The 13693-nt window shown below is 59.4% G+C and carries 12 protein-coding genes and 1 tRNA gene; 6 read left to right on the forward strand and 7 right to left on the reverse strand.

The features are described 5' to 3' along the window. Window positions 1-426 precede the first annotated feature (426 nt). Window positions 427-2589 (reverse strand): OmpA family protein, encoded by a 2163-nt coding sequence (locus tag EN807_RS11670; protein ID WP_135935026.1) that lies wholly within the window; start codon window positions 2587-2589, stop codon window positions 427-429. A 211-nt stretch (window positions 2590-2800) separates the two neighbouring features. Between EN807_RS11670 and EN807_RS11675 the strand changes: the two genes are divergently transcribed. Both EN807_RS11675 and EN807_RS11680 read left to right on the forward strand, forming a co-directional pair. Continuing rightward, entirely contained in the window at window positions 2801-3247 is a 447-nt protein-coding gene (locus EN807_RS11675; protein WP_095491649.1) for a YcgN family cysteine cluster protein, read from the forward strand. Window positions 3248-3536: 289 nt separating this feature from the next. Further along, the gene (locus EN807_RS11680; protein WP_135935027.1) at window positions 3537-3899 is read left to right on the forward strand and encodes a hypothetical protein; all 363 of its coding nucleotides are present in this window, start codon (window positions 3537-3539) and stop codon (window positions 3897-3899) included. 251 nt (window positions 3900-4150) lie between these two features. Here the strand turns inward: EN807_RS11680 and EN807_RS11685 are convergent, their stop codons facing one another. Then, a complete protein-coding gene (locus tag EN807_RS11685; RefSeq protein ID WP_135935028.1) occupies window positions 4151-4861 on the reverse strand; it encodes an SIMPL domain-containing protein in 711 nt (236 codons plus the stop codon). Window positions 4862-5098: 237 nt separating this feature from the next. Between EN807_RS11685 and EN807_RS11690 the strand changes: the two genes are divergently transcribed. Then, window positions 5099-5174 (forward strand) — tRNA-Ile (locus EN807_RS11690). A gap of 106 nt (window positions 5175-5280) precedes the next feature. Here EN807_RS11690 and EN807_RS11695 read toward each other — a convergent pair. The 3 genes from EN807_RS11695 to EN807_RS11705 are packed head-to-tail and all read right to left on the reverse strand — an operon-like array spanning window position 5281 to window position 7037. Beyond that, window positions 5281-6471, reverse strand: a complete 1191-nt coding sequence (locus EN807_RS11695) for a site-specific integrase (protein ID WP_127210836.1) — start codon at window positions 6469-6471, stop codon at window positions 5281-5283. Beyond that, complete coding sequence (locus EN807_RS11700) at window positions 6471-6722, reverse strand: helix-turn-helix domain-containing protein (protein ID WP_245485888.1); 252 nt, start codon at window positions 6720-6722, stop codon at window positions 6471-6473. The genes EN807_RS11695 and EN807_RS11700 overlap by 1 nt, the downstream gene beginning before the upstream one ends. Before the next feature lie 30 nt (window positions 6723-6752). Next, window positions 6753-7037: a hypothetical protein gene (locus tag EN807_RS11705; RefSeq protein WP_135935029.1), complete on the reverse strand. Its 285-nt coding sequence runs from the start codon at window positions 7035-7037 to the stop codon at window positions 6753-6755. A 792-nt stretch (window positions 7038-7829) separates the two neighbouring features. On the opposite strand from EN807_RS11705, the gene EN807_RS11710 reads away from it, so the two are divergent. From EN807_RS11710 to EN807_RS11720, 3 genes are read left to right on the forward strand one after another with little or no spacing between them, the layout of a single operon-like run. Then, window positions 7830-9035 (forward strand): ABC-three component system protein, encoded by a 1206-nt coding sequence (locus tag EN807_RS11710; protein WP_127209994.1) that lies wholly within the window; start codon window positions 7830-7832, stop codon window positions 9033-9035. Further along, on the forward strand, window positions 9035-9523 hold the full coding sequence (locus tag EN807_RS11715) for a three component ABC system middle component (protein ID WP_127209992.1): 489 nt from the start codon (window positions 9035-9037) through the stop codon (window positions 9521-9523). Before EN807_RS11710 ends, EN807_RS11715 begins: the two co-directional genes overlap by 1 nt. Then, complete coding sequence (locus EN807_RS11720) at window positions 9520-11457, forward strand: DUF3732 domain-containing protein (RefSeq protein ID WP_127209990.1); 1938 nt, start codon at window positions 9520-9522, stop codon at window positions 11455-11457. The genes EN807_RS11715 and EN807_RS11720 overlap by 4 nt, the downstream gene beginning before the upstream one ends. 98 nt (window positions 11458-11555) lie before the next feature. Here the strand turns inward: EN807_RS11720 and EN807_RS11725 are convergent, their stop codons facing one another. Beyond that, complete coding sequence (locus tag EN807_RS11725) at window positions 11556-12044, reverse strand: hypothetical protein (RefSeq protein WP_135935030.1); 489 nt, start codon at window positions 12042-12044, stop codon at window positions 11556-11558. A gap of 384 nt (window positions 12045-12428) precedes the next feature. Beyond that, window positions 12429-13619: an integrase arm-type DNA-binding domain-containing protein gene (locus EN807_RS11730; protein ID WP_127209986.1), complete on the reverse strand. Its 1191-nt coding sequence runs from the start codon at window positions 13617-13619 to the stop codon at window positions 12429-12431. Window positions 13620-13693 lie beyond the last annotated feature (74 nt).

Genomic DNA, 13693 nt, shown 5'->3' on the forward strand with positions numbered 1-13693 from the left:
GCCGTTCTCAATCCTCAGCCTTCTTGGCTTTGAGGCGGAGGGCCATCGTGAGGAATTGTCTGGGCCTCGCGTAAGGCTTGGGTTCTCCACCGAAGCCGGAAACAAAACCCCGCCGGCGAGGGGGTACCGGCGGGGCTCATGTGTCCCGCTGGAGTCGGGACAGGGCAGGGAAGCCCTAGCCAGAATCTGGGGTGGACGACCTCGCGATTCAATGCCTGGCTAAAATCGCGACGTACATTCTCCTTCAACCTCGGCTCATTGCCGGAAATCGCCCATCCCGGTGAAAGCGGGTGGGCTACGTCTTCCCGTATAGATTCCAGAAACCAGTTCAGGTTTCTGGAATCGTTGCTTTTAAGGTGGCCATGGTTTTTTACGAAAAACGGTTTCCGCTCTATACTTTGCTGACTTTCGGTTCGGGACCATGGCCTAATTCGCACTGGCGACCGGCGCCACCAGCGAGGTGATGCGGCGGATGGCGACGCGACGGTTCTCGCGCTCAGGCTCCGGCGTATCGACCTTGAGATATTCCTCGCCATAGCCCTGTGTCGTCAGGTTCTCCGGCGGGATGCTGAAGGCATTGGTCAGGGCTTCGGCGACAGCCTCCGCGCGACGGTCGGACAGAGCGAGGTTCGCCTCCGGCCTGCCGACGGCATCGGTATGGCCTTCGATCAGGAAGGTTTCCGCCGGGTTCTTCTCCAGCAGCTTCTCCATGGCGCTGGCGACGCCTTCCAGTTTCTGCACCTCGGTTTCGGGGATCGAGGCTGAACCGAATTCGAAGTTCAGCGTGTCGAGGTCGATGCGGCGGGCGATGTCGCGCACGCGGGCCGAGCGCTTGACCTCGTCGATCGAGTAGAGGCGCTGAACCCTCTCCACCGGCGGCTGTTCGAGGAAGGCATAGTAGTCGTCTGGATCCTCGACCTCTTCGGAATCCAGAATGTACTCCTCGCGCGAAATGTCGATCCGAATCGGCGGCAGATCGTCGCCCGGATCGCGCCAGTCGCCATCGTCGTCATAGTACCGCTCGTCGACATAGCTCAGGACATATTCGCGTCCGTCGGGCGCGATGCGTGAACGCTGGATGACGTCGCCGTAGCGGTTGCGGATGGTGACGATCTGGATTCCGTTGTCACGCTCGACGATTTCCCGGGTGCGATCGCCCGACAACTCCTCATAGTAGACGTTCCTCGCGCCACGGCGCATGCGCGGTGTATCGTCGCTTTCCACGATCGTCTGGTTGTTGAACTGTAGGATAACGCGGTCGCCGAGTTCCCTGACGACGTCGACCCCTTGCGGACGCCGACGGCGGCGAATGTCCTCGACGTCAGGCACACGCTCAACGCGTTTGCCCTTTTCCTCCGTCACCGGAACCATCTTCTCAAGCTTGATCGCCTGCTGGGCCGTCCTGTCGTCGGTGGGTGGCGGTCCCTGGTCGACCGGAGCCGGCTCCGGGGCTTCCGCCTGCTCGCCGTCCTGCTGAGTGGGCTGACCACCCGCGTCCTGGCCGCCCGTCTCTTGCGCGTTGTCCCTGCCGCCCTTGCGCTTGCGCCTGGCATCCTTCTGGCTGTCGAACACGGGAACCGCGTTTGGATCGGACGCTTCGCCCTGGACCGGAGCTTCGCCTTGGGCCGGCGCAGCCTGTTGGCCATCGGCGGGCTGTTCGCCGATTGTGGGCTGCTCTTCCGTCACCGGCCGTTCGCCGATAGGCTTCTTGCGACGTTCCTTAGCCTGCTCCCGGGGCTTTTCGCCCTCAGCCGGAGCCGCTTGCTGGTCGGTCGGAAGCGGCTCGCCCTGCTCGCCGGCGGGCGTTTCCTTCCTGGCTGGCTGTTCGGCTGGCGCAGCCTCGATCTGCTGATCCTGGTTCCGCTTCTTGCGCGGCCTGACCTGCTCATTGTCATTTGCAGGTGCGGGCTTCTCGCCTTCCGCCGCCTGTTCGGCAGGCTCTTCGGAAGGTGCCGTTTCGATCTGCTGTTGCTGGTCGCGCTTCTTTCTGCGGGGTTGCTCTTCGGCCGGGGCGGCCTGTTCGGCCGGCGCTGCTTCGATCTGCTGTTGGTCGCGCTTCTTCCTGCGCGGTTTTTGCTCTTCGGCCGGGGCGGCCTGTTCGGCCGGCGCTGCTTCGATCTGCTGTTGTTCGCGCTTCTTCCTGCGCGGTTTTTGCTCTTCGGCGGGGGCGGCCTGTTCGGCCGGGGCTGATTCGGTCTGCTGTTGTTCGCGCTTCTTCCTGCGCGGTTTTTGCTCTTCGGCCGGGGCCGCCTGTTCGGCAGGGGCTGATTCGGTCTGCTGTTGCTGCTCGCGCTTCTTCCTGCGTTGATTGCCCTGCTCGTCCCCGGAAGGCGCGGCCTGCTCCGTGGGAGCCGATTCAGCCTGCCGCTCGCGCTTCTTGCGCGGCTTCTGCTCCGGTTCCGCCTGCTGTGGGCAGTCTTCCGCCGACTCGCCTTCGGGGCAATTCGATTGCGCCAGGATCAAGGGTGTTGCGGTACGCTGCGGCGGTTCGAAAGCGGCGCTGCCCTGCAACGGGAATGCGCCCAACGGCGCGGACGCCATCAGCAGGCCAAGTGCCGTGCCTGCCAGAATCCGTGGTTGGCGTTTCATTAGAAATCCTCCTTTTGGCGTCCCATCCCGGCCCAAACTGTTCATCAACCGGATTGGTTCCGGTTAGCAGGCATTAACGGCCACGAACGGCGATTGGCCGGCGTTTTGAAGGCGACTTCGTGTCATTCCTATGGTGCCGGCCTATGGTGCCGGCCGGCTTTGCGTCTGTCGCGTGCTTGACCTTGACGCCAGCGGGGGCCACATCCCGTCAATGGAAACGCCGTTCTGGAAAACCAAGACGCTCGAAGCGATGACCCCGGCCGAGTGGGAATCGCTTTGCGACGGCTGCGGCAAATGCTGCCTGTCGAAACTCGAGGACGAAGATACCGGCGAGATCTACTGGACGAGCGTCGGCTGCCGGCTGTTCGACGCCGAAACGTGCCGCTGTTCGGACTATGCCAACCGGCTGGCGCGCGTCCCGGACTGCGTCGGGCTGACGCCGCAGAATGTGCGCACCATCAGCTGGCTGCCGAAGACCTGCGCCTACCGGCTGGTCGCCGAGGGCCACGATCTCTACTGGTGGCACAGGCTGGTGTCGGGGAGTGCCGAGACGGTGCATGAGGCCGGCATCTCGATGCGCGGCCGGGTCAGCGCCAGCGAGACCGATCTTGCCGAGCCGGACGACTATTTCGAGCACATGCTGGACGACGAGCCTTAGGGGAGCCTCGAGCCAGGGCCCGGAACCGGCTGCGCGACAGGGCGTTTCTATCCAGATTGTTCAAAACCGGCTAGATTGTTCAGAACCGGCCAGTTGTTCAGAACCGGAATTGGAGAAACCGCGAAATTACCTCTTGTTGCCACATGAACCCAATATGAACGGCTGGTTCGCAAAAAGTTCAGATACGCCGGCGCATTCTCCTCCTCGGTTCGACCAAGACACACCGGTTCGATCAAGACACACCGGTTCGATCAAGACAGGCGGAAGCCCTCAACAAGGAGAGAAGACAATGTTCAACACGATCAAGACGGCGGCCCTTTCGGCGCTTATCGGCCTCGGCACGCTTGCCGCTATCCCCGCCACCGCCCAGGCGGACAGCATCTATCTCGGCTTCGGCAACAACGACGATCCGCGCGTCGGCGTCTATACCGGCGACGACGATTATTTTTATCGCGAGCGCCGCCGCGAACGCGACTGGCGCCGGTCCTGCTCGCCGAACCGTGCCCTCTATAAGGCCGAGCGCATGGGTCTGCGCCGCGCGCGTATTATCGACGTCAGCCGCCGCACGGTTAAGGTCGCGGGCCGCCAGTACGGCGACCGCGTGGTGATCGTGTTCGCCAATGAGCGCGGCTGCCCGGTGATCTACCGGTAGACGTTCATCTTCGGTAAACGTTCGGCACGTTGCCGACCGGCACCGGCCTTCTTGTTTAGGCATAATCTTTCGAAAACCGGTTCCCACTTTTCGGGATCATGCTCTGGTAGCAGAGCCCCTTTCGGCCAGGGTGGAAAGGTGCGGCTCGAAAAAACCCCGGAGGATCAGTCCTCCGGGGTTTTTCATACAGCAGATCGATGTTGCCGGTTGCCCGCGCTTCGACAGCGCCGAACCACGGGTTCAAGCGGCGGTCACTTCAACTCGAAAGTGACGGTGACCTGCACTGTGTAGGAATTCTCCCCAGCCTGCACCGGAACCGATTCGCGGGCCGCGTCGAAGGCCTTGGCGTTCATCGGTATCGGCGGCGGCGCGACATTCTGGTCGGTGATTTCCAGCACCCGCCCGATGCTGACGCCGGCGGCTTCAGCCAGCGTCTTTGCCTTGGCCATGGCGTCGGCGACCGCCTTCTTGCGGGCTTCGGTGAGAGTTGCAGCCGGATCCTCGTTGGAAAACGAGATGCCGCCGCCCTGGTTGACGCCGAGCGATACCGCCTTGTCGAGAATCTCGCCTGTCTTGTCGATGTCGCGGATTCGCACCGAAAGCGTATTGGTCACCTGATAGGCGATGAGTTCGGCTTCCTGACTGCCGTCAGGCTTGTTGGCGTAGTTGTAGCGCGGGCTGATCTGGATGCCGGCTGTCTGCAGGTCGCGCTCCTTGATGCCAGCCGACTTCATAGCGGCGATCACGGAGGCCATGGCGTCGTTGTTGGCATCGAGCGCGGCACGCGCAGTCTTTGCCTCGCGCATGACGCTGAGCGTCAGCAGCGCCAGATCGGGGGCCGCGGTCGCTTCACCTTCGCCGGTGACGACGATGCGGGGCGCGGGCGGCGAATCGGTCGCGCCGGCCATCGCCGGAAACGCGATTGCGGCGGCGAGCGCCAAGGGCAAAAGACGTCTAGTCATAAAAATCTCCTCGGTCTGCGATCCAATCGCGCTTGTCGACTACCGCATCGGCCCGAAAATCGGAATCGATTTCGGAAAGCACGATGCGCAGATTCAAAGCGTTAGAGCGTACTTTGCGCGTCTAAGTGGACGCATGTCGCTCTAATGTCCGAATATGGGCTGATTTGGACGATCTCGGCCAGCCAGTTCGGAAAGCCTTGTGCGATTCGGGGAAAAACATTAATCCAGCCGCGTGTGGGGCCTGTAGCTCAATGGTTAGAGCCGGCGGCTCATAACCGCTTGGTTGGGGGTTCGAGTCCCTCCGGGCCCACCATAACCTTTGATTTCATTGATTAAAAGTGCCCTCGGCCCAAAACGTTTTGGGCCCATTATGGGCCCAAGGAAAGGCCGTGGCCCCGGTTGGTTCCGACTCGATTTGGTTATTTGACAATGCGGAGGTTTGTCCGCCGCTTCATGGCGTCGCGTTTGGCCTCGCGCTCGTTGATGGCACGAGCAATATCAACCGCGATCCGCTTCTTATTGGCCTCGCGGACATACTCATCCGTCACGGCCATTGAGGAATGGCCCATCGCATCCATAATGGCCCGCGCTTGGATGTTGCATTCAGCGAGGTAGGTGCCGAAGGTGCGGCGCAGGCCATGGAGCGTGTAGCCGCTAGGAATTCCCGCCTGCCGCGTCCAGTGCTGCATCATGCCGGTCAGGCTCTTTTCCGAGAATGACTTGCCATAGGCGTTCTTTAAGACAGTGCCGCCTTTCGAGCGATCGAGCGGGTCCAAGGCCGCTGCTAATTTGTCTACGACTGGAATGAACATCTCCCGTCCGCCATGGCGGTTGCGGTTCTTCTTCTGGCGGAAATCAAAGGCCTCGATGAGCACCAGTGAGCCGTCGAACAGTTCGATCTCTTCGGTTAAAAGATCGTCCCACTCAAGAGCAGCGATATCCCCGCGCCGATTTCCAAGCCAGAAGCCGAGTGCATAGCAGGTGCGTGCGGCTGTGCCGATGGGGTGTCGCTCCTCGAACCTTTCGCGCATCGCAATTGGCCAAGCTGGGTTCTTCGTCGATTTGGGCACCCGCACACGGACAGATAGCGATGGATCATCCTGCGGCTTGATCCATTTTTCGACATCGGTCGCGACCCATAGAAGTTTCTTGATGGCGACCAACATGTGTTTGGCGACTGTGCGGTTTGTCCTGAAGATGCCTTCAATGATGGCGCGAAGTCGATCCGCGTCGAGATGTTCAACAGGAGTATCGCGCCAGGTGAGTGGGTAGTTGGGATCGACCCGCAGGTTGAGAAATCGCTCAATCAGTCGCGCATTCTTCTGCTGCGTGGCTTCATCAAAATCCAGCCACTCCATTGTTGTTTCAAGCCGGCGCGCGGCATGGCCAAAGGTTTTTGGCAGTGCCCGACCGGGCAAATCGATGATAACTGCCTTCTTGCCTTGCCCCTGCGTGGCTTTCTCGTAAGCCGCCTCGAACTCGGGATGGCCGGGCTTACCGGGAAGGCGGATTTCGGGCATGCCTTTTGCGCGGTAGCGATAAGCTAGCTTGCCGTTCTTGAGACGCGAAGAGACCCCAGGGTATCGCGCATCCTTGAAGGGCCTAGCCATCAAATGCTCCTTCCAGTCTTCTGCCGCCTGTGCTCAACGCGCGGGGAGTTCTCCAGCATCGCCTGTAGCGAAAGGGCTTCGCTTTCGATGGCAACGCGCAGGAGCACCGGGTAAGGGAAGCCTCTGCCTTGCTCTATGCCTTCGAATGTGCGTCTCGGTATTCCCAGCACCTTAGCTGCGGCTTCGGCAGTGAATCCTCCCTTGGCCCGCCAAGCTTTAACTTCTTGGGCAATCTTCTCATTCTCGTCCACGTCACGCCTCCCCCACAGCCCATTGGCCTACTACGCCTTTGGCGTATACGCAATGAACGTAGCACTATCTTTTTGCCCGTCTCGTTTGCTTCGCTCTAACAGCTCTTGGAGACCGCCGTCTTTGTCCGGCAACGATGTGAAAGCGATGTCCAGAGCTACACGATCCCAGACGGTGCGACTGTTGATGCGCTTAGGCTTCGGCATACGCCCATCGGCAACCATTTCGTTGAAAAGCGTCGATCCGACACCGATATAACGAGCTGCTTCCTCACGAGAGAGACCTCGCGGCGGATATGAGAATGCGTCACTCTTCATGGACGCTGGCTTGTCCCTGATACTCCGGAGCGTGTTGGTGTCGAAGCACAAAGCCGCATCCTGGTTGCCATTTCGAAGTGACGAGATCGTGCTCAGTTAAATAAGAGGAGCCCCGTTGAGCGGAAGCGGCCTGACTAGGTCCGTTCGGCGCAAACTGGCAGCAACGTGTGAACCGGATGGATCACGTTAGGAGAGCGTTTCTAAGCGGACTCGTGGGGCAAGTTGTGGACCGCTACGTTGCATTGTGCAGATCGGGGCTAACCACCTGCGACTGCCCCGCTGGGCCTCTTGCGCACCCTTCTGTATTCCGAGGGTTGCCGTTGAAAACGGCCGCCACAGAACTGGCCCTCTTATGTGCCAAAACCGATATGCTCATTCCGACGTTGAGGTAACCAACGCGATTTCGGGCGCCGCACAGCGATCGGCAGCTTTGTGCCGGGAGTGGCGACCGACGAGCCGCTGCTCAGACGTCGCGCGTGGGGCCGAACACGGCTCGTCCGCTTTTTGAACGCATCTGGCAAACGCAGTCCGTTCCCCATACCACTCACTGGGAGGTGCAGAGCTGTCACCCGTCCATTGACACTCGGCAACGCTCCCCCTGCACGAGACCGTCAAAAACTAGGATAGATGAGCCTCGATAGCAAAGTCCAACTTAAGTTCAGGAACGCGTGAGTTGCACCTTGAGCGCTGTGATTGCGTTAAATATACATACAAGGCCTGCGCTGATCATTGGAATCACAAATAACGCGCGATCAGGCCGACGACACAATTTACTATCCGCGAGGCCGAAAATTGGACTATCCGAACCCGCACAGCGCCGACGCCTCAGCCCTGGGGTTTCTCTATCAGGCGCAATACGCTCTCCTGAGACTGTGGAAGGAACAGAGCGACGACGCTGTGGTCTTTCTTGAAACGCTCGACGATGTCGTTCTAAAGACGAACGGAGAGACGATCCTTGAGCAACTCAAGCATTCGCTTTCCGAAAAGCCGGACGCGATCACGGTGGCCAGTCTCAATGTATGGAAGACGTTAAAGGCGTGGATCGACGTGCTTCCGAACCTGGACCTTCCCCGGACATGGCTCCACCTCGTCACCGTCGCGGAAATTTCGCCAAACTCCCCCCTCCAAGTTCTTCTAAGCGAGACCGAAAGCAGGGACGAACTCGTCGCTGCACTTAAGGAGGAAGCTCGACGCGTCATTCAGGAAAGGACATCCGCCGCTGCTAATCGGACGCTCCTGCCGCACACCAAACGAGCTCCTGCATGCGAAGCATTCTTAAAACTTTCCGACGACGTCCAGGCCGAGATCCTGTCGAGGGCGCGCATAATGCCCGGCCAGCAGAACATCAGGCAAATCGAGAACGAACTTGCCAAAACGCTGACATCGGTGCTCTCGAAAGATCAGTCGCAGGTAGCCGCCCTGATGGTGGAATGGTGGAACCGTCAAATCATCCATGCGCATTGCGGGAAGCGGGACAAGGCTATCCCTCGTTTTGAGCTCGTGAAGCGGCACATGGAGATCGTCGCCGACATCGAGCATGACACCCTCGTCGACTATTTTGCGGTCGAACTCCCTCCCGAATCCCATAAGTCGCACCCCATGGTCGCGAACCAGATAAGTTTGGTGGGCGGCACCGAAGCGGAATTTAGAAGGGCCGTCACGAACGAATGGCGGGCTCGCGAAACCCGTTCGCGTTGGTCGACCGAAAATCCTTGGCGACGGGAGCTGATTGCCAGATACGACGACCGTCTGGCCGAGGAATGGTGCGACCGCCACGTTGACATTTGCCACGAGTGCAACGGACTCTCTGAAGAGACGAAGCAGTCGAAGGGACGCGCGCTACTAAAGTGGAGCCATTATGAGGCGCCGGACAAGATCGAGTCCATCGCCCCGAGCGTTACCACGCCGAGCTACATCAGAGGCACTTACCAGGTCCTTTCGATCGATGGCCGGGTGGGCTGGCATCCCGACTATGTCGCGCTTCTGGGATTCAAGTAATGAACATTGCGTATGACCTGTTCGCAGAGACCAACCCTGCATTCGGCACGTTCGGTCTCCTCGGCTTTTGCCGGAAATACGTGGCGGCTTCGAGAGGGAAGCCACCAACTCTCGCATTGGCTTACTTGGCCCTGCCTATCGCACTGTCCGATGACCTGGAGACGTCTTTCCTGGAGACCGCCGCCACAACTGGTCTTCTCTCCTGGCTGAACCGCTATCCGGACGTACGTCTCGATCTGAGCGTCCGTCTCGACGCTTCGAAGGAGATCGTCTCCGCCGCAATCCGGTTTGGTCTTTGTTCAAGGGCTCTCGCTCTTGGAAATGCTGGGACCATCGAGCCTGGTCCCCGGGCGCCCTCGACAACGCCGGTGGACAACTTACCAGAGAACCCCAAACGGGCGATCAAACGAGCCGAGCGGCTCGGCAGCTGGATGGGCAAGGCCGGTTCGGCAGGATCTATTTTTTCAGCATTCGGAGTGACGCCGTGACCCGTTGGAACGTTCGTGAAATCGCACTCTACGGCGTTGGTGCCAGACGCCGGACGATCGAGTTCGATATCGATAAGGTGAACGTCATCACGGGCGCTTCCGGGACGGGCAAGTCCGCGATCATCGACGCTATCGACTACTGCCTGGGGTCAACAGATTGCCGGCTCCCGTTCTTCGTGCGCGGGCATGCTGTGGCCGTCGCCGTCCACTGGGTGCTGGGTGACAGCAATCTCATCGTCGGCAGAAAGATTCCGGAGTCCGGGAGCGGCACCAACCAGACGTTCGTGAGGACCGGGAAGAACCTAAGGCTTCCGAATACGTCCGAAGGACTCGAAGGTCCGACGAACCGCGATACGGCGCGCGCGATGATCGAGAAGTCGTTCGGGATTCAGGATACGGACGATCCTGCCGTCGCAGCCAAATCCGAGAAAGGACGCGCGACTATTCGTGACGTGACACCCTACCTGTTCCTGTCGGGCGACATCATCATCAGCAGAGAGACCTTGTTGCACGATTTGCACCGCCCCGAGAAGGCGCGGGACATCAAAGCGACAATGCCGTACTTTTTGGGCGCGGTGAATCAGACGAGCGTTCTTGCCGCACGGAGGCTCCGCCAACTAGAGGCTGCCCTCGGCAGGATAGAACGGGAAGCCAAAGCCCAGGAGCGAAGCCAAGGTCTTCTGACGCAGCGTTCCATAGCCCTTCTCACCCAGGCCGAAGGCATCGGGCTCATCGCCGAGCTACCTTCGTCAGACGCATCCGACCAGCTCCTGCTCGATCAGCTGAGGGGCGTCGCCGAGAACGGCGTCTTGACGCCCGCTTCCGGGGACAGCGAAACGCGCGCCGTATTGGAGGAGGAGCGAAGGCAGCTCGTGTCCGAACTACAGACACTGCGCGAAAAGCGGCAGATGCTGAGGCGAACCATTCGTGAAGCGGCGGGCTACGGCACTGCGGTGTCGGGACAGTCTCACAAACTCAAGCTGGTCGAGCACCTCAAGCTGGGCGACGGGCGCTGCCCCGTGTGCGATGCGGAAAATGCAGCGGGTCTGGCTATGGCAGAGCAGATCCAAAACTCCTTGACAATCGTGGCGCACGAAGTCCTTGCGGTCGACGTTATGCGCCCTCGCCTTGACGACCATTCCGGCCACGTCGAAAACCAGATCGGTTCAAGATCCGGCCGCCTCAGGGAGGTCGAGGCCCAACTCAGCGGGCTGCTCCGGGTCGAGGAGGAATCCGCAGGCGCAGCATCGCTCCTGCAGGAACGTGCGAGGGTAGTAGGACGCATCGACCAATTTCTGGAGACTACCGCTAGAGACTACGAGATATCTTCGACGAATACAGCCTCGCTTGAATCCGAGATCGAAAATCTCAGGGACCAAGTGGATCCACAGGCGCGGCGAGAGCGTCTGCGCGACGCCGAAAACATGGTGAGCAACTTTGCGACGGACATGTTGGCAGACCTTCCCACAGAGGTGCCGGCCACCGGCGCGCGCGTCGTTTTCTCGTCCGCGCCCAGCCTTTCGCTTATCGAGCCGACGCGACGAGCGGTACTCGCGATGGCGGAGGTCGGTTCGGACCAGAACTATCTCGCGATGCACCTCGCGCTGTCGTTCTCTCTCCAGAAGCTCTTCGAGACTATGCGCGCGCCCGTCCCGGGCCTTCTCGTAATTGATCAGATCAGCCGCCCCTACTACCCCAAGGGTGGGGATGAGAAGCGACTAAAGGAAATGGAAAAGGACGACGACCAAGTTGCGATGCAGAAAATAGTCCGGTTCCTTTTCGAAGAAACCGCGCGCAGGGCCGGACTTCAGGTCATCCTGATCGAGCACGCCTACATCGAAGAGGATCCGGAATATGTCGCGGCGGTCAAGGGTCGATGGACAAAAGCATCGGGCGTGAAGCTCATACCTTCCGACTGGCCTAATCGGAACTGACAACATGAGGAGAATTACCGAATGAAGTGTTCACGGAAGTTCGGAATTAGGTACCAGCTGCCGCTAAACTAGGTGCCCGTCAGGAGCCTCGCTAGCGCTCATAGACTGTCGCGCGCAGCCAACCCGAGGGCTTCGCCAACAGTTCGTGCCTGGTCACGATACGGTCGAATCCTTTTGGCTATGTCCTCGAATTCTCTCCTATCCTGAGACTGCCGGGCGGGGCGATCATCCCAGCGTGCGATAATCTCGTCGAAATCGTCGAAAGTCAGTTCGCCGCGCCGCTTCTTGTCCCAGCGTAGCTTGCCCTTGCCGTCCTTATAAGGCACCGAGACTCGTTTGCCGATGCGATAATCATCGAACATATCGGAGCCGTTGTCGGTGGCGCTGGTTTTGGCGCGACAGTTGTTTCTGATAAGTGCCCGCAGACCCAAACCTATGACCTGGTTTTGAATCTTTTCGAGGCGCTGAGGATGTTCACTAAGAACCGTGTTAACGATCTTATCGACGGAAAAGCGCTGTTCCCGAGACGAATTCTCGATCAACCGTTCAAGGAAAGAGTGAAACTCGCGTAGTTCCAAATTGCTCATCAACCGCTCCCGCAAATTAGAACGCTAAGTGACTGGCGCTTATAGAACAAGTCAAGAACAACTCATATTTATTCACAGCTTGCCGGTGGCTGCCGGCAACTTCGCAGCTTGAATGGCGACCGGCAGACGAATTCATGGGTTTCGACCTCCGCCGCCTTGAAATCTTTTTGGTCGCTTTCATCATTCAGTGTCTCCACAAGAAACGCATTCCGCGAGGCAATAAGACAGGCGCGTCCCGAAGCCTGTTGAATAAGGCGCAAGGCGAAAAGCCGTGAAGTGTTAGGGGCCAAGGTCAGTATAGAGCCGCGTAGGCCACCCGATATTATGTCTGGCGATCTCAGAGCACCCCAGAAGGACAATCGCTGCCCGCATAGTAGATCGAGTTTACCCGCGCCTTCCTGCGTTCTCAATTTTTTCCAGATAATCTGCCCACCACTGCATCATCCTGGCACGTTCTTCCCAATGCTCCGCCCGGGCATAGGCGCGCCGAACGTTATTATTTTCAATGTGAGCAAGCTGTCGCTCTACGGCGTCTGGATGCCACTTGCCGCATTCGTTTAGCAGAGTTGATGCCGTTGCTCGGAAGCCATGGGCCGTTGCTTCATTCTTGCTATACCCCATGCGACGCAGGGCGGCGTTAAGTGTATTGTCGGAAATCGGGCGGGCAGCCGATCGCACACTTGGAAACAGCAGCGTGCCGATCTCGGAAATTTTTCTAAGCTCCGCCAGGATACACACTGCCTGCCTTGAAAGAGGCACGCGCTGCGGTCGTCGCATTTTCATTCGTGCTTCCGGAATGGTCCACACCGAACTTTTGAAATCGAACTCGTCCCATTCAGCGGCGCGAAGCTCACCGGGACGGGGAAACAGCAGCGCCATTAGCTTCAGAGCCGCTCGGGTTGCGGGCTGCCCGTCAAATGACTCGATTGCACGGAGCAAACCGCCCAATGCCTTCGGATCAGTAATGGCGGCACGTGGCGTCACCGTTGGCCTGATGAGCGCACCCCTTAGCGCGGACGTTGGGTCTGTGTCCGCGCGTGCGGTCGCGATGGCATATCGAAAGACGCTGCCAATCGTCGAGCGCAGTCGTCTGGCCGACTCGTATCGACCGCGGACCTCCACGGTGCGAAGAGCGGCAAGAATATCGGCGGCATCAAGTTCCCGGATGCATTTGCCGCCACACGTGGGATAGGCGAAATCGAGCAGCCATTTGACCTTGGTGATTGTCCGGTCGGCACGTCCCTCTTTCTTCAGCTTGTCTACATACTCCTCCGCGATTGAACGAAACGTGTCCTCCGCCGAACCAGCCTTTCGCGATTTGCGGTCCTGCGCAGGGTCGATCCCAGTTCGTAAGAGACGTTTGGCGTCGTCGCGCGCTTGGCGCGCCTCGGCCAGCGAAACGAGTGGATAGCTGCCCAAGGCCAGGAGCTTCTGCTTGCCGTCGAAACGATAGGCGAGACGCCATAGGCGGGATCCAGTGGGCTGCACCCAGAGCTGGAGCCCACCTCCGTCAGACAGTTTCAAGAGTTTTGAAGAGGATCGTGCGTTTCTGCATTTCACGTCAGAAAGGGCCATTTTTGGAACCTCCCATTGGCGGCTTCGATACCATCAGGATGTCCAATACCAACGAAAATACCACCCCTCCGCCT

Origin of the sequence: Mesorhizobium sp. M5C.F.Ca.ET.164.01.1.1 (assembly GCF_004792125.1) — a bacterium.
GTDB classification, from domain to species: Bacteria; Pseudomonadota; Alphaproteobacteria; order Rhizobiales; family Rhizobiaceae; genus Mesorhizobium; species Mesorhizobium wenxiniae.

What these genes read in the sequence shown, in the direction of transcription:
- EN807_RS11730 (WP_127209986.1), bottom strand. Translation starts at nt 13,619, where the DNA reads ATGGCCCTTTCTGACGTGAAATGCAGAAACGCACGATCCTCTTCAAAA.
- EN807_RS11670 (WP_135935026.1), bottom strand. Translation starts at nt 2,589, where the DNA reads ATGAAACGCCAACCACGGATTCTGGCAGGCACGGCACTTGGCCTGCTG.
- EN807_RS11705 (WP_135935029.1), bottom strand. Translation starts at nt 7,037, where the DNA reads ATGAAGAGTGACGCATTCTCATATCCGCCGCGAGGTCTCTCTCGTGAG.
- EN807_RS11685 (WP_135935028.1), bottom strand. Translation starts at nt 4,861, where the DNA reads ATGACTAGACGTCTTTTGCCCTTGGCGCTCGCCGCCGCAATCGCGTTT.
- EN807_RS11680 (WP_135935027.1), top strand. Translation starts at nt 3,537, where the DNA reads ATGTTCAACACGATCAAGACGGCGGCCCTTTCGGCGCTTATCGGCCTC.
- EN807_RS11675 (WP_095491649.1), top strand. Translation starts at nt 2,801, where the DNA reads ATGGAAACGCCGTTCTGGAAAACCAAGACGCTCGAAGCGATGACCCCG.
- EN807_RS11695 (WP_127210836.1), bottom strand. Translation starts at nt 6,471, where the DNA reads ATGGCTAGGCCCTTCAAGGATGCGCGATACCCTGGGGTCTCTTCGCGT.
- EN807_RS11725 (WP_135935030.1), bottom strand. Translation starts at nt 12,044, where the DNA reads ATGAGCAATTTGGAACTACGCGAGTTTCACTCTTTCCTTGAACGGTTG.
- EN807_RS11715 (WP_127209992.1), top strand. Translation starts at nt 9,035, where the DNA reads ATGAACATTGCGTATGACCTGTTCGCAGAGACCAACCCTGCATTCGGC.